The 19721-nt window shown below is 70.7% G+C and carries 22 protein-coding genes; 14 read left to right on the forward strand and 8 right to left on the reverse strand.

Annotated features, from left to right (window positions below):
* Window positions 1-2 precede the first annotated feature (2 nt).
* Together ACLZN2_RS05585 and ACLZN2_RS05590 are read left to right on the forward strand one after the other, a co-directional pair.
* Window positions 3-362 carry a DivIVA domain-containing protein gene (locus tag ACLZN2_RS05585; RefSeq protein WP_416977228.1) on the forward strand — a complete coding sequence of 120 codons (360 nt, stop codon included), beginning with the start codon at window positions 3-5 and terminating at the stop codon, window positions 360-362.
* Window positions 359-937: a DNA-3-methyladenine glycosylase I gene (locus tag ACLZN2_RS05590; RefSeq protein ID WP_416977229.1), complete on the forward strand. Its 579-nt coding sequence runs from the start codon at window positions 359-361 to the stop codon at window positions 935-937. The genes ACLZN2_RS05585 and ACLZN2_RS05590 overlap by 4 nt, the downstream gene beginning before the upstream one ends.
* Window positions 938-994: 57 nt before the next feature.
* Here ACLZN2_RS05590 and ACLZN2_RS05595 read toward each other — a convergent pair whose 3' ends face one another.
* Window positions 995-1786: an enoyl-CoA hydratase/isomerase family protein gene (locus ACLZN2_RS05595; protein WP_416977230.1), complete on the reverse strand. Its 792-nt coding sequence runs from the start codon at window positions 1784-1786 to the stop codon at window positions 995-997.
* Between the two features lie 357 nt (window positions 1787-2143).
* Between ACLZN2_RS05595 and ACLZN2_RS05600 the strand changes: the two genes are divergently transcribed.
* Window positions 2144-2311 carry a DUF3117 domain-containing protein gene (locus ACLZN2_RS05600; RefSeq protein ID WP_003966491.1) on the forward strand — a complete coding sequence of 56 codons (168 nt, stop codon included), beginning with the start codon at window positions 2144-2146 and terminating at the stop codon, window positions 2309-2311.
* A 112-nt stretch (window positions 2312-2423) separates the two neighbouring features.
* Here the strand turns inward: ACLZN2_RS05600 and ACLZN2_RS05605 are convergent, their stop codons facing one another.
* Window positions 2424-3098 carry an O-methyltransferase gene (locus tag ACLZN2_RS05605; protein WP_416977258.1) on the reverse strand — a complete coding sequence of 225 codons (675 nt, stop codon included), beginning with the start codon at window positions 3096-3098 and terminating at the stop codon, window positions 2424-2426.
* A 260-nt stretch (window positions 3099-3358) separates the two neighbouring features.
* Between ACLZN2_RS05605 and sigE the strand changes: the two genes are divergently transcribed.
* From sigE to ACLZN2_RS05630, 5 genes are all read left to right on the forward strand, one after another.
* A complete protein-coding gene (gene sigE, locus ACLZN2_RS05610; RefSeq protein WP_416977259.1) occupies window positions 3359-4054 on the forward strand; it encodes an RNA polymerase sigma factor SigE in 696 nt (231 codons plus the stop codon).
* Complete coding sequence (locus ACLZN2_RS05615) at window positions 4051-5004, forward strand: anti-sigma factor family protein (RefSeq protein WP_416977231.1); 954 nt, start codon at window positions 4051-4053, stop codon at window positions 5002-5004. Before sigE ends, ACLZN2_RS05615 begins: the two co-directional genes overlap by 4 nt.
* Before the next feature lie 424 nt (window positions 5005-5428).
* On the forward strand, window positions 5429-7159 hold the full coding sequence (locus ACLZN2_RS05620) for a trypsin-like peptidase domain-containing protein (RefSeq protein WP_416977260.1): 1731 nt from the start codon (window positions 5429-5431) through the stop codon (window positions 7157-7159).
* A 233-nt stretch (window positions 7160-7392) separates the two neighbouring features.
* Window positions 7393-7833: a sec-independent translocase gene (locus ACLZN2_RS05625; protein ID WP_416977232.1), complete on the forward strand. Its 441-nt coding sequence runs from the start codon at window positions 7393-7395 to the stop codon at window positions 7831-7833.
* Between the two features lie 204 nt (window positions 7834-8037).
* A complete protein-coding gene (locus tag ACLZN2_RS05630) occupies window positions 8038-8700 on the forward strand; it encodes a hypothetical protein (protein ID WP_416977233.1) in 663 nt (220 codons plus the stop codon).
* A gap of 95 nt (window positions 8701-8795) precedes the next feature.
* Here ACLZN2_RS05630 and ACLZN2_RS05635 read toward each other — a convergent pair whose 3' ends face one another.
* The 3 genes from ACLZN2_RS05635 to ACLZN2_RS05645 are packed head-to-tail and all read right to left on the reverse strand — an operon-like array spanning window position 8796 to window position 11913.
* Window positions 8796-9929 (reverse strand): Mrp/NBP35 family ATP-binding protein, encoded by a 1134-nt coding sequence (locus tag ACLZN2_RS05635; RefSeq protein ID WP_416977234.1) that lies wholly within the window; start codon window positions 9927-9929, stop codon window positions 8796-8798.
* 42 nt (window positions 9930-9971) lie between these two features.
* Window positions 9972-10604 (reverse strand): DUF1003 domain-containing protein, encoded by a 633-nt coding sequence (locus ACLZN2_RS05640; RefSeq protein ID WP_416977235.1) that lies wholly within the window; start codon window positions 10602-10604, stop codon window positions 9972-9974.
* Entirely contained in the window at window positions 10594-11913 is a 1320-nt protein-coding gene (locus ACLZN2_RS05645; protein ID WP_416977236.1) for a magnesium transporter MgtE N-terminal domain-containing protein, read from the reverse strand. Before ACLZN2_RS05645 ends, ACLZN2_RS05640 begins: the two co-directional genes overlap by 11 nt.
* 220 nt (window positions 11914-12133) lie before the next feature.
* Here ACLZN2_RS05645 and ACLZN2_RS05650 point away from each other — a divergent pair, with 220 nt between their 5' ends.
* Window positions 12134-12883, forward strand: coding sequence for a hypothetical protein (locus tag ACLZN2_RS05650; protein WP_416977237.1), 750 nt, complete (start codon window positions 12134-12136; stop codon window positions 12881-12883).
* Window positions 12884-12980: 97 nt separating this feature from the next.
* On the opposite strand, the gene ACLZN2_RS05655 is transcribed toward ACLZN2_RS05650, so the two are convergent.
* Window positions 12981-13496, reverse strand: a complete 516-nt coding sequence (locus ACLZN2_RS05655; RefSeq protein WP_416977238.1) for a hypothetical protein — start codon at window positions 13494-13496, stop codon at window positions 12981-12983.
* A gap of 35 nt (window positions 13497-13531) precedes the next feature.
* On the reverse strand, window positions 13532-14677 hold the full coding sequence (locus ACLZN2_RS05660) for a magnesium and cobalt transport protein CorA (protein WP_416977239.1): 1146 nt from the start codon (window positions 14675-14677) through the stop codon (window positions 13532-13534).
* Between the two features lie 466 nt (window positions 14678-15143).
* Between ACLZN2_RS05660 and ACLZN2_RS05665 the strand changes: the two genes are divergently transcribed.
* The 4 genes from ACLZN2_RS05665 (at window position 15144) to ACLZN2_RS05680 (ending at window position 18237) form a co-directional block, all read left to right on the forward strand.
* Window positions 15144-15728: a suppressor of fused domain protein gene (locus ACLZN2_RS05665; RefSeq protein ID WP_416977240.1), complete on the forward strand. Its 585-nt coding sequence runs from the start codon at window positions 15144-15146 to the stop codon at window positions 15726-15728.
* 234 nt (window positions 15729-15962) lie between these two features.
* Entirely contained in the window at window positions 15963-16604 is a 642-nt protein-coding gene (locus ACLZN2_RS05670) for a DUF6758 family protein (protein ID WP_133912557.1), read from the forward strand.
* Window positions 16605-16720: 116 nt separating this feature from the next.
* Entirely contained in the window at window positions 16721-17578 is an 858-nt protein-coding gene (locus ACLZN2_RS05675; RefSeq protein WP_416977241.1) for a PHP domain-containing protein, read from the forward strand.
* Between the two features lie 53 nt (window positions 17579-17631).
* On the forward strand, window positions 17632-18237 hold the full coding sequence (locus ACLZN2_RS05680; RefSeq protein ID WP_416977242.1) for a MarC family protein: 606 nt from the start codon (window positions 17632-17634) through the stop codon (window positions 18235-18237).
* 73 nt (window positions 18238-18310) lie between these two features.
* Here the strand turns inward: ACLZN2_RS05680 and ACLZN2_RS05685 are convergent, their stop codons facing one another.
* A complete protein-coding gene (locus ACLZN2_RS05685) occupies window positions 18311-18463 on the reverse strand; it encodes a hypothetical protein (protein ID WP_133912554.1) in 153 nt (50 codons plus the stop codon).
* 184 nt (window positions 18464-18647) lie between these two features.
* Between ACLZN2_RS05685 and ACLZN2_RS05690 the strand changes: the two genes are divergently transcribed.
* Window positions 18648-19553 carry an NYN domain-containing protein gene (locus tag ACLZN2_RS05690; RefSeq protein ID WP_416977261.1) on the forward strand — a complete coding sequence of 302 codons (906 nt, stop codon included), beginning with the start codon at window positions 18648-18650 and terminating at the stop codon, window positions 19551-19553.
* The last annotated feature ends 168 nt before the right edge of the window (window positions 19554-19721 follow it).

Here is a 19721-nt window from a genome sequence, read left to right on the forward strand (position 1 = left end):
CGATGGTTATGTTCTTGTTCCTGGTCATCGCGCTCGCCGTCGTGGTCGCCGCGGTGACACTCGCCGTGGTGGGCGGCGGCGAGGGCACCGGCCCGCTGCCCGAGGTGGCCCCCGAGCGGCTGCACGACCCGCTGCCCCCGGACCGTCCGCTCGACCGGTCCGACGTGGACCGGCTCCGCTTCCCGCTCGCCGTCCGCGGCTACCGCATGGAGGACGTCGACGACGCCCTGAACCGGGTCGCCGCAGAGCTCGCCGAGCGCGACGCCCGGATCGCCGTCCTGGAGACCGCCCTCGAGGGCGCCCAGGCCTCCGCGAGGCCGCACGTCTCCTTCGAGAAACCCGCACCGGAGGACCAGCAGTGAGCGACGGCGCCGCCCTCGCCGGCCCCGACGGCGCCCTGCGCTGCCCCTGGGCCCTCTCCACGCCCGACTACACCACGTACCACGACGAGGAGTGGGGCCGCCCGGTCCACGGCGACGACGCCCTCTTCGAACGCCTCAGCCTGGAGGCGTTCCAGTCCGGTCTGTCCTGGATCACCATCCTGCGCCGCCGCGAGGGCTTCCGCACCGCCTTCGCCGACTTCAAGATCGCCTCGGTCGCCGCCTTCACCGACGAGGACCGCGAACGCCTCCTGGCCGACGAGGGCATCATCCGCAACAGAGCCAAGATCGACGCCACCCTGGCCAACGCGCGCGTGCTGCTCGACTGGACCCCGGGCGCCCTGGACGAACTGATCTGGTCCCACGCCCCGACGACGAGCAGGGTCCCGAAGACCCTCGCGGACGTCCCGGCGGTGACGGACGAGTCGACGGCCTTGTCGAAGGCCTTGAAGAAGAGGGGCCTACGCTTCGTAGGCCCCACGACGGCATACGCCTTGATGCAGGCCTGCGGCCTGGTCAACGACCACCTGGAAACCTGCGTGAGCAGACCCACCTAAAGGGGCGCGGGGAACTGCGCGACCAGCCACAACGCACCCGCACCCGCCGACGAGACCTCAGCGCCCCAGATACTTAGGCGTCTCCTTCTGAACGAAGGCCCGCACGGCAATCGCGTGGTCCTCGGACGCACCGGCCCGAGTCTGCAACTCGTCCTCCTTCTCCAAGGTCTCGGAGAGCGAGTGCGAGCTTCCGAACGCAACGGCCTCCTTGATCGCCGCGTAGGCGACGGTCGGCCCCGAGGCCAACTCCCGCGCCACCTTCTCGGCCTCGGCCCGCAGCTCGGCGGCCGGCACCACCCGGCCCGCGATCCCCAGCGCGTACGCCTCCTGCGCCGAGATGTTCCGCGGGAACAGCAGCAGATCGGCGGCCCGCCCGGGCCCGACCACCCGAGGCAGGGTCCAGGAGACCCCCGAGTCGGCGGTCAGCGCGACCCCCGCGAACGACGTGTTGAAGGAGGCCGTGTCGGCGACGACGCGGTAGTCCGCGGCCAGCGCGAACCCGAACCCGGCGCCCGCCGCCACCCCGTTCACCGCGGCGACGACCGGCTTCGCCGCCTCCGTCAGCGCCCGCACGATCGGGTTGTAGTGCTCCTTGACGGTGCTCATGACGTGCCCCGAGCCCTCGGCGAGCAGCCCGATGTGCTCCTTGAGGTCCTGGCCGACGCAGAAGGCACGGTCTCCGGCGGCGGTCAGCAGCACCGCCCGTACCTCCGTGTCGTCCGCCGCCGCGCGCGCCGCGTCCCGCAGGGCGACCTTCGTCGCGACGTTCAGCGCGTTCATCGCCTCGGGGCGGTTCAGCGTGATCGTCGCGAGCCCGTCGCTCACCTCGTAGAGCACGGTGTCGGCCATGTCGTATCCCCTTGTGTGTGTCGGCTTGTGTGTCGGGTCGGTTACCAGAGAACAGCATGGCGTCCGAGGAACGGACGCGATGTGTGACCTGCGTCAAAGAAATCGCCCCGGTTTACGGACCGCGGGTGTCTGTGCGGCGGCGCAGTATCGCAGTCACATCGCCGAATTGGGTGGTTTTGCTCGCGTGCGTTGCCCAAGCGATGCCTACTGATGTTGGTCATCGGGTCCTGAGATGCGGGATAATGGCTTGGAAGCAATGTGTTCGATGCCGGTGTCGCGTGTCCCGCGCTGGATCGCGCGTGCCCTGCCAGGGCCGTCGGCTTTTGACGTGAGCTGGTTTCAGGAAGGGGAACGAGCATGGCGGCCATGAAGCCGCGGACGGGCGATGGCCCGCTCGAGGTGACCAAGGAGGGGCGGGGCATCGTCATGCGCGTTCCGCTCGAAGGCGGCGGTCGGCTCGTCGTCGAGCTGACCCCTGACGAGGCCGACGCGCTCGGCGACGCCCTCAAGAAGGTCGTCGGCTGACGCGCAAGCGACCCATACCCTTTCAGTCGCCCCGGCATCCCCTTGGATGCCGGGGCCGCTGTTTGGAGCCTGTGTCATATCCCCGGGACGCCTCGCCCGTACGGCCGAGCGGTCACCGCTTGACCGCGCACAGCAGCCCGTCCCCCACGGGCAGCAGGGACGGCACCAGCTCCTGGCTCTCGCGCACCGCCCGCAGCAGCTCCCGGATCCTTATGACCTCCGTGGGCTGCGGGCCGGAGTCGACCGTGCGACCGTTGGCGAAGACCCCCTCGAAGACGACGAGGCCGCCGGGGCGCAGCAGGCGCAACGATTCAGCGAGATACTCGAGGAACTCCAGCCGGTCGCCGTCGCAGAAGACGAGGTCGTAGCCGGCGTCGGCGAGACGGGGGAGGACGTCGAGCGCGCGGCCGGGGATGAAGCGGGCCCGGTTGCTGGCGAAGCCGCACGCGCGGAAGGCCTGCCGGGCGAACTGCTGGTGCTCCGGCTCGGGATCCACGGTGGTCAGGACGCCGTCGGGGCGCATGCCGTGCAGCAGGTGGATCCCGGAGACGCCGGTGCCGGTACCGATCTCCGCGACCGCCTTCGCGTCCACGGTGGCGGCGAGCAGCCGCAGTGCGGCGCCGGTGCTGGGCGACACCGAGCGCAGCCCTGCCTCGCGGGCCCGGTCGCGGGCCCAGCGCAGCGCGTCGTCCTCGGCGGCATAGGCGTCGGCGAACGCCCAGCTTGCCTGCCGGTTGCCGGTAATGACCCTCTCCTGTCCCCGCTGGTTGCCTGGGCGTGACTGTATCCGTTGGTGCCGGGAACCCGCAGATGGGACCAGACGTTTGAAGGGGTGGGAACGATGAGCGGGGGACACAGTTGGATCACGACGAGGGACGAGACGCCGAGCAACTGCTGACGCAGCCGTATGAGCCGTATCAGCACAGATCAAATTCTCGTAAAACCGCTTATCCGGAGCTAACGGGCGAGGTGGCTATGGTAGGGGCTCCACTGGACACCACCAGAGCCGACAGGGGAGGTGCGGCTGCGCCTGTGGATCGGGGAGGAGTGCTGCGGCGCTTTCTCGGATCGGCAGGCAGGCCGAAATCCGTGAACGACACCGCTGACCACAGCCACGGCGACTACGCCCAGACCGCGACCTTCTCCACCGACGCGGACGGGCAGGCGTGGACTCCGCCCACCTGGGAGGAGATCGTCAGCATGCACAGCGGCCGGGTCTACCGGCTCGCCTACCGTCTCACCGGCAACCAGCACGACGCCGAGGACCTCACCCAGGAGGTCTTCGTCCGCGTCTTCCGCTCCCTGTCGACGTACACACCCGGCACCTTCGAGGGCTGGCTGCACCGCATCACCACCAACCTGTTCCTGGACATGGTCCGCCGCAAGCAGCGCATCCGCTTCGACGCGCTCGGCGAGGACGCGGCCGAGCGGCTGGCCAGCAAGGAGCCCACCCCGCAGCAGGTCTTCAACGACGCCCACTTCGACGCGGACGTCCAGCAGGCCCTGGACACCCTCGCGCCCGAGTTCCGTGCCGCGGTCGTCCTGTGCGACATCGAAGGACTGTCGTACGAGGAGATCGCCGCGACCCTCGGCGTCAAGCTGGGCACGGTCCGCTCGCGTATCCACCGCGGCCGTTCGCAGCTGCGCAAGGCCCTCGCGCACCGCTCCCCGAAGGCGCGCGCCGAGCGCCGCTCCTTCGTGTCCAGGGTGCCCGCTCTGGGAGGAGGGAGCGCGACCGCGTGAGTGGATCTCGACGCACCCCCGCAGAGGGGCTCCTCGCAGAACAGCATCTGGGAGACCGGCTCTCCGCCCTGGTGGACGGCGAGCTCGGTCATGACACCCGTGAACGTGTCCTGGCGCATGTGGCGACCTGCCCGAAGTGCAAGGCAGAGGTCGACGCCCAGCGCCGGCTGAAGAACGTCTTCGCGGAAGTGGCCCCACCCGCCCCCTCCGAGAGCTTCCTGGCTCGTCTTCAGGGGCTCCCCGCAGGAGGTGACACGGACGGCGGCAATACGCCGCTGGGTCGGGGAGGCTTCGGTGACGGCGTCTTCGGAGTGAGCCGGGACGAGCCGTTCTCCTTCGGCTATCTGCCCACGAGCGACCACGGCTCCGCGCTGGCGCCCGCCGACCGCGGCTTCCGTATCCACCCCGTCGGCCGCGACGGCGAGCGCTCACGGGGCCTGCGGTTCGCCTTCGTGGCCGCCGGTGCGGTGTCGCTGGCCGCGATCGCCCTGGGCGGGATGAACACCGGTGCGCCGGTCGACACCGCGGCGGACGCGCGCGGCGGAAGCGGCGGGAGCAATGTGACACCGGCCCGCACCCCGGGCTCGGGCTCCGCCGCATCGTCCGAGAACCAGCGGCGCCGGTCCACCGGACCGCTGCTCGCCCAGGGCGGCCAGCTCCTCGGCACTCCCGCGGCGCCGACCGAGGTCTCCGCCCCGCTGCTGCCCGGTGTGCCCTCCCCGGCCTCCGGTCACACGGAGCAGACCGTGCTGCATCGGCTCACCGCCCCGGTGATGGCCGGAGCGGCCGTCATGTCCCCTCTGATACGTCCGCTCGGTACGACCCCGCCGATCGCCGTGAGCTCCTGGGCCACCGCCCCCGAGATCTCCGGCCCCGGCCTGCTCGCCGCGCCCGTCCCCGACACCACCTCCGCCCCCACCACCTCCCCGTCCTCGCAGAACCCCCGCTGACCCGGTCCCCGCCCCGGTCCGTCGCGAACCTGGTTGAATCCCAGGAGGTGGGGTTCACCCGGCCGTGACCGGGTCCGACCGTGGGGAGAACATGGACGAGGGGACGCCTCGGAGGGGGACCTCCGGCGGTAGGACGGGGGAGGCAGGCGTGGGCGCCGACGCGAGCGCGGACGAGGGTGACTACGAACTGGACCTGCCCCTGAACACCCGGGGCGCGGTGGACGCGGGTGAGGTGGCTGCAGTCGAGTCGTCCGTCGAGGAGGCCGCCGTAGCGCCGTCCTCCGAGGCGGCACCCCCGGCTCCCGCTCCGGTCACAGACGAGCCTCCCCGGCCGCTGCACGACCCCGACCCCTCCGGCACCCCGCCGTACGGCGTTGCGGGCCCCTGGGCCCCCGCACCGCCCGTCCAGCACCCGGCGGCGACCCTGGCGACGGGGGCGCAGGGGACGCCCCCCACCGCGCCTCCCTCGACCGCTCCCGCGCCGACCGGCTCAGTGCCTGCCGCTCCGGCCGCTCCCGCGCCGACCGGCTCAGTGCCTGCCGCTCCGGCCGCTCCCGCGCCGACCGGCACAGTGCCTGCCGCTCCGGCCGCTCCCGCGCCGGTCGGCGCCGCATCCGCGCCTGTGCCCGATCCCACTTCCACCCTGGCGCCTCTCCCGGCTTCCGGAGCCTCCATGCCCGTCCCCGCGGGCCCCGGAGTCCCCGCAGCCCCCGGAGTCGCCGCACCCCTCCCAGCCGCTTCCGGGGTCCTGGAAGTCCCCGGAGCGCCCGGAGTCCCCGGAGTCCCCGGAGCGCCCGGAGTCCCCGGAGCGCCCGGAGCGCCCGGAGCGCCCGGAGCGCCCGGAGCGCCTGGAGTCCCTGGAGTCCCCGGAGCGCCCGGAGTCCCCGGAGTCCCCGGAGCCCCCGGGGCCCAGGAAGTCCCCGTACCCTCCACACCCCCCGCCCCCTCCGGCAACCCCTGGCAGCGCTACGACCCCTGGGCCCCCGTTCCTGTCGGCCCCCTGCATCAGACCGGTGCTGCCGTGCTCACCGAGGGCGAGCGGCGTAGGCAGGTGCGGAAGCGGATCGCCGGGGGAGCCTTGGCTCTGGCGTTGGTGTCCGGGGTGCTCGGTGGGGTCGTGGGGGCTCAGCTGGAGCGCAGGGGCGGGTTCGGTGGGGTGGAGTTGCCGCAGGCCTCCGCGGAACCCACCGGGCGCGCCGCGGACAGCGTCGCGGGGATCGCGGCGCGCGCCCTGCCCAGTGTCGTCACGCTGCACGTCAGCGGCAGCGACGAGGCCGGCACGGGCACCGGCTTCGTGCTCGACACCCGGGGTCACATCCTCACCAACAACCACGTCGTCGAGCCCGCCGGAAGCGACGGCGAGATAACCGTCGTCTTCAACGGCGGCCAGACCGCCGAGGCGGAGATCGTCGGCCGGGACAGCGGCTACGACCTCGCCGTCGTCAAGGTCAGAGGCGTCAGCGGACTCAGGCCGCTTCCCCTCGGCGACTCCGACGGCGTCCAGGTCGGCGACCCGGTCGTCGCCATCGGCGCCCCCTTCGACCTGGAGGGCACCGTCACCTCCGGCATCATCAGTGCCAAGGAACGGCCCATCACGGCCGGCGGCGACAGCGGCGACGCGAGCGACGTGTCGTACGTCGACGCGCTGCAGACCGACGCCCCCATCAACCCCGGCAACTCCGGCGGACCCCTGCTCGACTCCGAGGGCCGGGTCATCGGCATCAACTCCGCCATCCGCTCCGCCGCCGACGGCTCCGAATCCGGCGACGGCGAGGCCGGCTCGGTAGGCCTCGGCTTCGCCATCCCCGTCAACCAGGGCAAACGTGTGGCCGAAGAGCTGATCAACACCGGGCACGCGACCCACCCGGTCATCGGCGTCACCCTCGACCTGGACTACGCCGGCGACGGTGCCCGGGTGAGCGCCAAGGGCGGCGACGCCGGCGCGCCGGTCACCCCGGGCGGCCCCGGCGACCTGGCCGGCATCAAGGCCGGGGACGTCATCACGGAGGTCGACGGCACGCCTGTCCACTCCGGCAACGAGCTGATCGTCAAGACCCGCGCCCATCGCCCCGGCGACCGCCTGGAGCTGACCGTCGAACGCGACGGCAGGGAACGCACGCTCTCCCTGGTCTTGGGATCGGCTGAGGGCGACTGAGTAGCAAGCTGTGCACAGTGATTGACAGAAACCTCACAGATCGGACCCCGAAACCCCCTCCGACAAGGCAAACAACGCGGAAAACAGGCTGTGTACACCCAGTCGGGCAGCGCGGGACGGTACCGGTCGGACAGGTGTGACAGGTACCGTGGACCCGGCCCGGACCACGGAAGACCTGACCTGACCGCCGAGGGCCGAGGGCCGAGGACCGCGGACATCCCAAGGAGCTTCAGGTGTTCAATGACATAGGACCGCTCGAGCTGGTGACGATCTTCGTCCTGGCCGTGCTCGTCTTCGGTCCGGACAAGCTCCCGAGGGTCATCCAGGACGTGATGCGCACCGTCCGGAAGATCCGTGAGTTCTCGGAGAGCGCCAAGCACGACATCCGCGCCGAACTGGGCCCGGAGTTCAAGGACTTCGAGTTCGAGGACCTCAACCCCAAGACCTTCATCCGCAAGCAGCTCGACAACGAGGAGCTGGGGCTGAAGGAGATCCGCAACGGCTTCGACATCAAGAAGGAGATGGCCGAGGTCACCGAGGCCGTGCACAGCCGTGACGCAGACTCCTCTTCTTCCTCCTCCGGTTCGGCCGGCGGCGGGCGCATCGACATGACGAAGAAGCCCGAGGAGCCGGGCAAGGACGACCGTCCGCCCTTCGACTTCGACGCCACGTGATCCCGGCCGTCTGACGCCACCTGACGGTCGTCCCGACGGCCGTCGCCGACGGCGTGCACGCCACCCGGGCGACCTGCGTGCCGGGCGCTTCCCCGCTGTTCGTGGCCGGGTGGCTATGCTGCCTGGTTGTTGTGCGGAGCGGACGAGTACGCCCGAAGGGGGGCGGGCCGGACCGCTCCGTCGAGAGCGAGGAGGCGTCCGGGCATGGAGACGACGAGTCGGGCAGTCGAACAGGCGCCGGCCGCGGAGGAAGGCCAGCAGGTCCCCTCCGCTCGGCGCACCGTCGACGGCTACCTGGAGGCGCCCTTCCCGTGGTACGGCCTCGACGAGGCCTTCACGGGGCCGCGCTGGCTGATGCCGGTGGGGACGGCGGCCGACGGGGCCGTCGAGCACGGTTCCATCGGACACGGTGACGAACCCTCCGTACGGCACGAGACGGCCGGGGAGGACCGGGGGAGGTTCGCGGTCGTGGTGACCGTCGCCGCGAATCCGTCCCGGAGGAGTGCCGACGGGACGGGGCTGCTGGAGGCCACCTCGGTGTCCTCGGCGGCCTGGCTGGCGGGGGTGGGGCTGCTGTCCTTCACCTGGCCCGGGCAGATGGACCACAGTCTGCGGGACGACTGGCTGGACCAGCAGACCGAGACGGCGTGGGCCCTGGCCGACGATCTCGATGGGCCGGAGTGGTCCAGTCTCTCCCTGCCGGTGGACGGGGTCCCCACGCCGTTTCACTACCGTGAATGGGAGTTCGGTTGGGTGCTCGCCGGGTCCACCGAGCAAGGGGTGCACCTCGGGGCGTACGGGAGAGGAATGAGTGCTTACGGGCTCGGGTTCTCCGTGGTGAAGGACATCGCCGAGTACGTGGCCTAGGCCGGTGGGGAACTTGCGGGCAGTATCCGGCAGGTCGCGCCCGCGCGGCGGAGCCGCATGTCGATGCGGCCCCGCGCCCCTGAGGGTGGGCTGATCTAGAACTTGTTCTTTGGGGTAATCCCCAAGGACAGTCCCGAAAGGCCCCGCTGCCGCCCCCCGAGCTTTCCTGCGATCGCCCGCAGCGCGGACCCCGCCGGGCTGCTCGGGTCCGTCAGGACCACCGGCTTGCCCTCGTCGCCGCCCTCGCGAAGGCGGACGTCGATCGGGATGGAGCCGAGGACGGGAACCGTCGCGCCCGTCGTGCGGGTCAGGCCGTCCGCGACCGTCTGGCCGCCGCCCGTGCCGAAGACGTCGACCATCTCGCCGCAGTGCGGGCAGGGCAGGCCGGACATGTTCTCGACCACGCCGACGATCTTCTGATGGGTCTGGACGGCGATGGCGCCGGCGCGCTCGGCCACCTCGGCCGCCGCCTGCTGCGGGGTCGTGACGACCAGGATCTCCGCGTTCGGGACCAGCTGTGCCACCGAGATCGCGATGTCGCCGGTGCCGGGCGGGAGGTCCAGCAGCAGGACGTCCAGGTCGCCCCAGTACACGTCAGCGAGGAACTGCTGGAGTGCGCGGTGGAGCATCGGGCCGCGCCAGACCACCGGGGTGTTGCCCGGCGTGAACATGCCGATGGAGATGACCTTCACGCCGTTCGCGGACGGCGGCATGATCATGTTCTCGACCTGGGTGGGACGGCCGTCGGCGCCCAGCATGCGCGGTACGGAGTGGCCGTAGATGTCGGCGTCGACCACGCCCACCTTGAGGCCGTCGGCCGCCATCGCCGCCGCCAGGTTCACCGTCACCGAGGACTTGCCGACGCCGCCCTTGCCGGACGCCACGGCGTAGACCCGGGTGAGGTTGCCGGGCTTGGCGAAGGGGACCTCGCGCTCGGCCTGGCCGCCGCGCAGGGCGTTCGCCAGCTCCTTGCGCTGCTCGTCGCTCATGACGTCGAGCGTGACGTCGACGCGGGTGACACCCTCGACCCGGGAGACCGCCTCGGTCACCCGTTGGGTGATCGTCTCGCGCATCGGGCAGCCGGAGACCGTCAGGTACACGGTGACCGCGACCGCTCCGTCCGCGCCGATCTCCACCGACTTGACCATCCCCAGCTCGGTGATGGGTCGGTTGATCTCGGGGTCGTTCACCGTCGCCAGTGCCTCGCGCACCGCGTCTTCGCTAGCCATAGGACGATGGTACGGCGCCCCCGGGGGCCTGCGGCCAGCCCCTCAGCGGTCGTCTGTGTCACGTCCCGGCGACCGATCCGCCGGGAATACGACCTTGCCCTCGCGGCCTCCGTGACCGTCGTGACCGCCGTGACCGTTGTGGCGGCCGTCCAGCTCCTTGAGCATGTCCTGCAGCTCGTTGCGGATCCAGTCGCGCGTGGCGACCTCGCCGAGGCCCATGCGCAGCGCCGCGACCTCCCGGGTGAGGTACTCGGTGTCGGCGATCGACCGCTCGTTCTGCTTGCGGTCCTGTTCGAGGTTGACGCGGTCGCGGTCGGCCTGCCGGTTCTGCGCGAGCAGGATCAGGGGAGCCGCGTAGGAGGCCTGCAGGGACAGCATCAGGGTGAGGAAGATGAACGGGTAGTTGTCGAAGCGCAGGTCGTGCGGGGCGAACACGTTCCACAGCACCCACACGATGATGACGACCGTCATCCAGACGATGAACCGTCCGGTGCCCAGGAAGCGCGCGATGCGCTCGGACAGCCGGCCGAAGGCCTCCGGATCCCATTCGGGCAGGAGCCGGCGGCGCGGTGGGCGCGGCTGGTCGAGCCGGGCGCGCGGGCGGGTGGTCGCGGTCGCGCCGGAGGGTGTGCGCTCGCGCGAGCCCTCACGCGTGCTCTCACGCTCAGGAGCCATGCGGGACCACCCCCTCGCCTGTCTCGTCGGTCGCCGCGCCGGTCGTCTCGTCGTTCAGATGGAACTCCGTCTCCCGCCAGTCCTCCGGCAGCATGTGATCGAGTACGTCGTCCACGGTGACCGCGCCGAGCAGCGACCCCGCCTCGTCCACCACGGGCGCCGCGACCATGTCGTACGTCGCGAAGAACCCGGCGACCACCGGCAGCTGGGCCTCCGGGTCCAGCGCCTGGAGGTCGTCGTCGAGGACCGCGCTGACCAGCGTGTACGGCGGTTCGCGCAGCAGCCGCTGGAAGTGGACCGTGCCCAGGTACTTACCGGTGGGGGTCTCGTCGGGCGGGCGGCAGACGTAGACCTGGGCGGCGAGCGCGGGGGACAGGTCGCGGTTGCGGACGCGCGCGAGGGCGTCGGCGACGGTGGCGTCGGGGCGCAGGACGATCGGCTCGGTGGTCATCAGACCGCCGGCCGTGTGCTCCTCGTAGGACATCAGCCGCCGCATGTCGGCCGCGTCGTCGGGCTGCATCAGGCTCAGCAGCCGCTCCTTGTCCGCCTCGGGCAGCTCGGCGAGCAGGTCGGCCGCGTCGTCGGGGTCCATGGCCTCCAGGACGTCCGCCGCGCGCTCCTCCTTCAGCTTGCCGAGGATCTCGATCTGGTCGTCCTCGGGCAGCTCCTCCAGCACGTCCGCGAGGCGGTCGTCGTCGAGGGCGGCGGCGACCTCGGCGCGCCGCTTGGCGGAGAGGTGGTGCAGGACGTTGGCCAGGTCGGCGGGGCGCAGCTGCTCGAAGGTGGCGAGCAGGCTCTCGGCGCCCTGTCCGTGCTCCTCCAGGGAGAACCCGGTCACCGCCGACCACTCCACCGTCAGCGTCTCGCCCTTCGCCCGCCGGAAGGCGCCGCCCTTCCTGCCCTTGCGGACGAAGACGCGGGTGATCTCCCAGTCCCGGCGGGCCGGCAGCTGCTGCACGGACACGTCGAGGACGGTGACCTCCTCGCCGGTCTCGACGAGCGTGACCCGCCGGTCGAGGAGCTCCCCGAAGACGAGGCGCTCGGTGGGCCGCTGCTCGAAGCGGCGGACGTTGAGCACGCCGGTGGTGATGACCTGGCCGGACTCGATGCCCGTCACCCGGGTCATGGGCAGGAAGATACGGCGCCGGGTGGACAGTTCGACGACCAGCCCGAGCAGCCGTGGCGGACGGCGTTTGACGCGCAACATGACGACCAGGTCGCGCACGCGGCCCACCTGGTCGCCGTTGGGGTCGAAGACCGGGACACCGGCGAGGTGCGAGACGAAGATCCGGGGGACACCGGCGACCATGGCTGTGGTTCCCTGCTTCCTTTTGCGTACTGCGGTGCTGCTGGCTTCCTTTTCCGAATCGCCTTCCCAATTGCCCGCCCTTGCGGGCTTCAGGCTAGCCCGTCCCGATCGGATACGCCCTGGTGAGCGGTCCGGACGAACCCGTTCCGACGGCGCCCCGGGACCCCGGTACGCTGCGGTACGCCGCTCGGCACACCCCCGCAGAAAGGCGGCCTTCTCTGTGACTGCGATTCCCCAGGGCCGTATCCGCCGGGCCGCGCCGGTGAGCGCGGTGTGCGCTCTGGTCGTGGCTCTGGGAGCGGGGTGCAGCGACGATCCGGACGCGGGCACGAACGGGGTGGGCAAGCTGCCCGCCGCGCAGATCCAGGCGAAGACGAAGACGGCCGCCGGGTCGGTGGACGCGGTGCGGCTGGCGGGGACCGTGGTCACCAGCGGCCGTACGTACAGGCTCGACATGCGGCTGAAGGAGGACGGCGGCTCCGGGGCGGTCACCTCGGAGGGGGCCACCTTCCATCTGCTGCGGGTCGGCGAGCAGCTGTACCTGAAGGCCGACGCGGAGTTCTGGACCCACGAGGACGGCACGTCCGACGACGGCGGCAAGGACACCGCCGCCGCGGACAAGCTCGACGGCAAGTATGTGAAGGTGCCGTCGGGGGACCCCTCGTACAAGAAGTTCAGCGTCTTCACGGACAAGGACCTCCTTCTCGACGGTCTGCTGACCCTGCACGGTTCGGTGAGGACGGACGGCCACCACGAGCAGTCCGGCACACGCACCATCCGCATCACCGGGGACGGCGGCGACGGCGGCACCCTGGACGTCTCCCTGGAGGGCGAGCCGTACCCCCTCCGCCTGGTCCGGGCCGGCGGCGCCGGCACCCTGACCTTCTCCTCCTGGGGCAAGGACTTCACCCTGGAGGAACCGGCAAAGGGCGAAACGGTCGACTACGGCAAACAGCTCCCGACGTCGTAGGGGGCGCCAGGCGCCGCTTTCAGGGGCGCGGGGCTGTGTTCATTTGCGGCTCCGCCGCGCGGGCGCGACAAGCCCCCACCGGCCCGCAGCCGAAGAACTAACCCTTTCGTCGAAGCCGCGCCAGCAGCTTCGGCAACCCCGCAGGGATCGCCTCCCGCGTCGTGGCCGGCGACGGCAACGGCCGCGCAGCCAGATCCCCGTCGGGCAACGGCACAGTCGCCCCCGTGGGCTCCAGCCGCAGCACCCGGCACTCCCGCGCCCACCGCTCCGGCATGGCCTCACCGTCGGACGCGTTCAACCGCTTGCCCTTGAGCTCGGCGACAGCCGCCTCCCACCCCTCGGACCCGGGCGCGAGCTGGACGACCGTCGCCGCCCAGGAGACCAGCCGGCCACCCTTGTCCTTGCTGCGGACGGTGACCTCGGCCGAGCCGCCCTCGACGAGGCCGGGCAGCGGCTGCTCGCCGGGCCCGTCGCCGACGACACAGGCCGCGCCCTCGTGCCACGCGTGCCACAGCGCCCGCGCGGCCGGTTCGCCCGCGCCCCTGACCCAGATGAGGCCGGACTTCTTGGTGGCCTCCTCGACGAGGGCCTGGTCGAGCAGCTCGCTAGTCATGGCGCCCAGCCTAGTCAGCACCTGTCCGGCGCCCGTCACAGCCAGCCGTTGCGCTTCAGCGTGCGGTGGATGCCGACACAGAGCCCGACCATGACCGTCATGACGACCGGGTAGCCGAACTTCCAGTGCAGTTCCGGCATGTAGTCGAAGTTCATGCCGTACACCCCGCAGACCATCGTCGGTACGGCGATGATGGCCGCCCAGGACGTGATCTTGCGCATGTCCTCGTTCTGCGCGACGGAGGCCTGCGCGAGGTTGGCCTGGAGGATCGAGTTGAGCAGCTCGTCGAAGCCGACGACCTGCTCCTGGACGCGGGCGAGGTGGTCGGCGACGTCCCGGAAGTACTTCTGGATGTCGGGGTCGACCAGCCGCATCGGCCGCTCGCTGAGCAGCTGCATCGGCCGCAGCAGCGGGGAGACGGCCCGCTTGAACTCCAGCACCTCACGCTTGAGCTGGTAGATCCGGCCGGCGTCGGTGCCGCGCGGGGTGCCCTTGCGGCCCGGCGAGAACACCTCGGTCTCGACCTCGTCGATGTCGTCCTGCACGGCGTCGGCGACCGCGATGTAACCGTCGACGACATGGTCGGCGATCGCGTGCAGCACCGCCGAGGGGCCCTTCGCGAGCAGCTCCGGGTCGTCCTGCAGGCGGTGGCGCAGCGCGCGCAGCGAGCCCTGGCCGCCGTGCCGGACGGTGATGAAGAAGTCCTTGCCGGTGAAGCACATGACCTCACCGGTCTCCACGACCTCGCTGTTGGCGGTCAGCCGGTCGTGCTCGACGTAGTGGATCGTCTTGAAGACGGTGAAGAGGGAGTCGTCGTAGCGTTCCAGCTTGGGGCGCTGGTGCGCCTGCACCGCGTCCTCCACGGCCAGCGGGTGCAGCCCGAACTCGCTCGCGATACCGGAGAATTCGGCCTCGGTCGGCTCGTGCAGCCCGATCCACACGAAGCCGCCGTCGCGCCGGACCTGACGCATGGCCTCCTGCGGGGTCAGCGGGTGCGGGAACGGGACGCGGGCGCCGTCGCGGTAGACGGCGCAGTCGACGACGGCCGACGGCATCGCGGGGTCGCGGGTGGTGTCGTAGGCGCCGGTGTCCATCCGGACACCGCCCTTGCGGACGCCGCCCCTGAGCAGGGCGGGGCGGGCGGGGCGGACCACGGCACGCAGGTCGCGGATCATCGACATGGCAGGGCTCCTTCGCGTCGGGCAGCGAAAGGCCGTTGTGACGGGTGGAACTACCCGGAATGGGGACGTCCTGCTTCGGATGTTTGGCACGTCCACAAAGCGGGGAGCACCGCACCGTCGCGGTGGCGAGTTCGCTGCTGATTCAGATCAGACAGATCAGGCAAAACGAAACGAAGTGCTCTTCCGCGTGAAGACGCGAACAGGGAAGGCGGCGATCAGCCGGAACCCAACCGGAACCCAAGGGGAGCTTCGTCAGCGGCCGGAAGAGCGAGTGGTACTGCACGGGTGACTTCGATCCATGACAGCCCCACCTCCTCCAGCCGGTCCCTCGTAAGGGAGTCCCATCGGCGTCGGGGCAAGATCGCGACGCTTCTGCGTGCTGCCCCAACCGTCGGCTCAGAGTATCAGCCGCCTGAAGTGTCAAGGCGCTGCTTTGCCCGGTACTGACGAGTTCTATGCTCGCGACATGGCTGATGTTCTTCCTCTTGTCGAGGCCCGGTTGCGTACGGCGCTGGGTGAGCCGGACGCCCGCGCGGCGGTCACCTTCCTCGGCACGGACCGCGTCGAGGTGCTCCGCTTCCACGAGGGCGACATCGTCCGCTACGCCACGCTCGGCATGTCCGCTCACCCGATGACGGACCCCGCCGCGGTGCTCGCCGACCCCGTCAAGGGCCCCCGCGCCGAACTGCTCATCTCCGTACGCGGCGGGCTCGCCGAGACCGACAAGGTGCTTCGCCCGCTGGCCGTGCTCGGCGCGTCTCCGCAGGTCGAGGGTGTGGTCGTGGCCCCCGGTGCCTCCCTGGACGTCGGCGAACCGCTGTGGCCCGGCGCCCCGTTCACCTCGGTCCTGGTCGCCGAACCGGGCGGCCTGGTCGAGGATCTGGAGCTGGACGAGCCGCTCGACCCGGTCCGTTTCCTCCCCCTGCTCCCCATGACGCCGAACGAGGCCGCCTGGAAGCGGGTGCACGGCGCCCAGGCACTCCAGGAGCGGTGGCTGACGAACGGGACGGACCTACGGGATCCCGCCCGGAGGTCCGTCCCGCTCGACTGACGCTTCGTGAGGAACGTCACCAACCGGTGGCCGAAAAGCTTCGGTTGGTAAAGCGGGTGGTTCGCACGGGCCGATCGCACGGACCGATCGCACGGACCGTCAGTTCGTGAACGCCGTCGCGTTAGGTCGGCTAATTAATGTAAGGGGCATGCATGTCTCCCCCGGGGAACCCGTTCCGTCCGGACGGGTGATCGTCCTTGACGTGGGCCTGCTCGGGTAGGACCGTGGGGCCCTATGAGGGGCGAACCCAGTTGCCCGAAGTGTGGTGGCCGGGTCAGGGCTCCCGGACTCTTCTCCGATTCCTGGCAGTGCGATGTGCACGGGACGGTGCATCCGCTGCAGCCCGTGATCCCGCCCAGCGTCGAGGCCCTCAGTGTCGTGGTGCACCGCACGCAGGTGCCCGTGTGGATGCCGTGGCCCCTGCCGGTCGGGTGGCTGTTCACCGGTGTGACGTACGCCGGTGACGACCGCAGCGGAGGTCGCGCCACCGCGGTCGCCTGCTCCGGGCCCGGACCGCTGGGCGGGGTGGCCGAGCTGATCCTCGTGGCGGAGGAGCTCGGCGTGGGGCTCGGTGCGCGGTACGCGGGGATCGACGGGCCGGATCCGGGGCCGTACATGAGCGTCGAGAAACCCGCTCAGGCGAAGGTGCTGGCTGTCGGGCGGCCCACGCCGTTGTGGCATGTCTCAGGGGTGCCGGACGATCGCGCGGTGTTCGCGGGGGAGGCCCGGGGACTGTGGTTGTGGGCGGTGGTGTGGCCCGAGCAGGCGGGGCTGTTGATGTATGACGAGTTGGTGTTGACGGATCTGCGGGACGCGGGGGCGGAGGTGGAGCTCGTGCCCTGCGGGGCGCTGTCGCCGCGCTTGCTCAAGCCGTAAGCGTCTCTGGCGCTTGTGTAGGGGGTGGACCCCGGTTTCGGGTGTGACATCCGGTGTTCGAATCTGGGCTATGCTGAGGCGTCCCTTCCGTATGCCGTCCCGCTGGGAGTTCGTTCGTGCGTATCGATCTGCACTGCCACTCCACCGCGTCCGACGGTACGGACACGCCCGCCGAGCTGGTGCGCAATGCCGCCGCCGCCGGGCTGGACGTCGTCGCGCTGACCGATCACGACACCACCCGCGGGTACGCGGAGGCGATCGGTGCGCTGCCCGAGGGGCTCACCCTGGTCACCGGTGCCGAGCTGTCGTGCCGGATCGACGGGGTCTCCATGCACATGCTGGCCTACCTCTTCGACCCCGAGGAGCCCGCCCTGCTCGCCGAGCGCGAGCTGGTGCGCGACGACCGGGTGCCGCGGGCGCGGGGCATGATCGCCAAGCTCCAGGGGCTGGGCGTGCCGGTCACCTGGGAGCAGGTCGCGCGGATCGCCGGTGACGGTTCCGTGGGGCGGCCGCATGTCGCGACCGCGCTCGTCGAGCTCGGTGTCGTGCCGACCGTGAGCGACGCCTTCACACAGGACTGGCTGGCCGACGGCGGCCGGGCCTTCGTCGAGAAGCACGAGACGGACCCCTTCGAGGCGATCCGGCTGGTCAAGGGCGCGGGCGGGGTCGCCGTCTTCGCGCACCCGGGCGCCAGCAAGCGCGGCCGTACGGTCCCCGAGTCCGCGATCGCCGAGATGGCCGCCGCCGGCCTCGACGGTGTCGAGGTCGACCACATGGACCACGACGAGGACACCCGCGCCCGGCTGCGTGGACTGGCGAAGGACCTCGGGCTTCTCGTCACCGGCTCCTCGGACTATCACGGCAGTCGCAAGACCTGTGTGCTCGGCGAGTACACGACCGACCCCGAGGTGTACGGGGAGATCACCCGGCGTGCCACCGGGGCGTTCCCCGTGCCGGGGACCGGCGGGGCCTGAGGGTTCACCTCCGCCCACCCGTTCTCCCCTCTTCCCGCAAGGCCTCTGTACCGATGTTCGACGTTGCCGTCTTCGGCTCTCTCTTCCTGACCCTTTTTGTCATCATGGATCCCCCTGGGATCACCCCGATCTTCCTGGCCCTGACCGCGGGGCGCCCCGCCAAGGTGCAGAAGCGGATGGCGTTCCAGGCCGTCTGTGTCGCGGGCGGTGTCATCACCGTCTTCGGGCTCCTGGGGCACCAGATCCTGAACTATCTGCACGTCTCCGTGCCGGCGCTGATGATCGCGGGCGGGCTGCTGCTCCTGTTGATCGCGCTCGACCTGCTCACCGGCAAGACCGACGAGCCGAAGCAGACGAAGGACGTGAACGTCGCGCTCGTGCCGCTCGGCATGCCGCTGCTGGCCGGGCCCGGTGCGATCGTGTCGGTCATCCTGGCCGTGCAGAAGGCCGACAGCGTCGCCATGCAGGTGTCGGTGTGGGTGGCGATCCTCGCCATCCACGTCGTGCTGTGGCTGGTGATGCGCTATTCGCTGCTGATCATCCGTGTCATCAAGGACGGCGGTGTGGTCCTGGTGACCCGGCTCGCGGGCATGATGCTCTCCGCGATCGCCGTGCAGCAGATCATCAACGGGATCACCCAGGTCGTCCGGGCGAGCTGACCGGCGTGCACGCCAGAGCCCCGTACGGCGATCGGCGCCGTACGGGGCTCTGAAGTGTGTAAGGTCCCGCGGACTACGAGGCCGCGGAGTCGGCCGGTCGGATCCACAGCCGCTGCCCGATGGCGGCGGCGTCCTGCACGATCCGGTTGACGGAGGCGGCGTCCACGACGGTGCAGTCCACGGGCGTGCCGTCGACGTCGTCGAGTCGCATGATTTCGAAGCGCACAGGCTTCTCCCTTCGTCTGGTCATCCTCCTGGAGGATTGCTTGCTACATGAGTAGTCAACGAGCTGCGTGTTACAAACATTCCCTACGCTAAAGAAATTTTTCGAACGGCTAATTACCGGCCGGTACGAGAGTGTGCGGAGACTGAACGGGATCGGTTGTGTTCACAGCGTGACCGCCGGGACAATGGAGGCGATGAACGACGACCTCCCGGCCCTCGCCGCCCGCATCGACCGCACGAACGAGCTGCTGACCCGCATGCTCGCCGAGGTGGCCAAGACACCCTCGACCCATGCGATCTTCGTCGACGCGGGGTATCTCTACGCCGCCGCGGGCCGGCTGATCGCCGGGACGGAGGACCGCAGGGCCTTCGATCTCGACGCCGAGGGGCTGATCGAGGCGCTCATCGACCGCGCCCGCACGATCTTCGCCGACAGCCGGCTGCTGCGCGTCTACTGGTACGACGGCGCCCGGCGCCGCATCCACACCGCCGAGCAGCAGTCCATCGCCGAACTCCCGGACGTGAAGGTCCGGTTGGGCAACCTCAACGCCAACAACCAGCAGAAGGGCGTCGACTCCCTGATCCGGACCGACCTCGAGTCACTGGCCAGACACCGCGCCATCAGCGACGCGGCCCTGCTCGGCGGTGACGAGGACCTGGTCTCGGCGGTGGAGGCAGCGCAGGGCTACGGCGCCCGCGTCCACCTCTGGGGCATCGAGGCACCGGAGGGCCGCAACCAGGCCGAGCCGCTGCTCTGGGAGGTCGACAGCCAGCGCACCCTCGACCTCGACTTCTTCAAGCCGTACGTCGCGCGGCGCACCGCCCCCGCGTACGAGGCGAGCGGCGCCGGCCGGCCCACCCGCGAGGACGTCCGCTTCGTCGGCGCCCAGATCGCGGCGAAGTGGCTCGCGGCGCGCGGCCGGGAGGCCCTGGTCGAGCTGCTCCCCGGCCACCCCTACCTGCCCGGCTCCGTCGACCAGGACCTCCTCGTGGAGGCCGAGGGCATCCTGCAGTACTCCCTGCGCGGCCAGGCGGACCTGCGGCGCGCGCTGCGGGACGGCTTCTGGGAGCACGTGCAGACGCAGTACTAGGCCTGTCGTCAAATTCCCGTCGTCGCCCGGAGGGCGTGCACGGCGTCGCGGGGCAGGCGGCAATCTGACGACAGGGCCTAGGGCGTGTTTCGAAAGTCCCTCCCCCAGAGGGGGTGCCCCCAGCCCGGCGACGCCTGGCACGCACGCTCGCCGCGTTGTCGGGATCAC

The sequence above is a fragment of the Streptomyces sp. T028 genome (genome assembly GCF_048159505.1).
GTDB lineage: Bacteria > Actinomycetota > Actinomycetes > Streptomycetales > Streptomycetaceae > Streptomyces.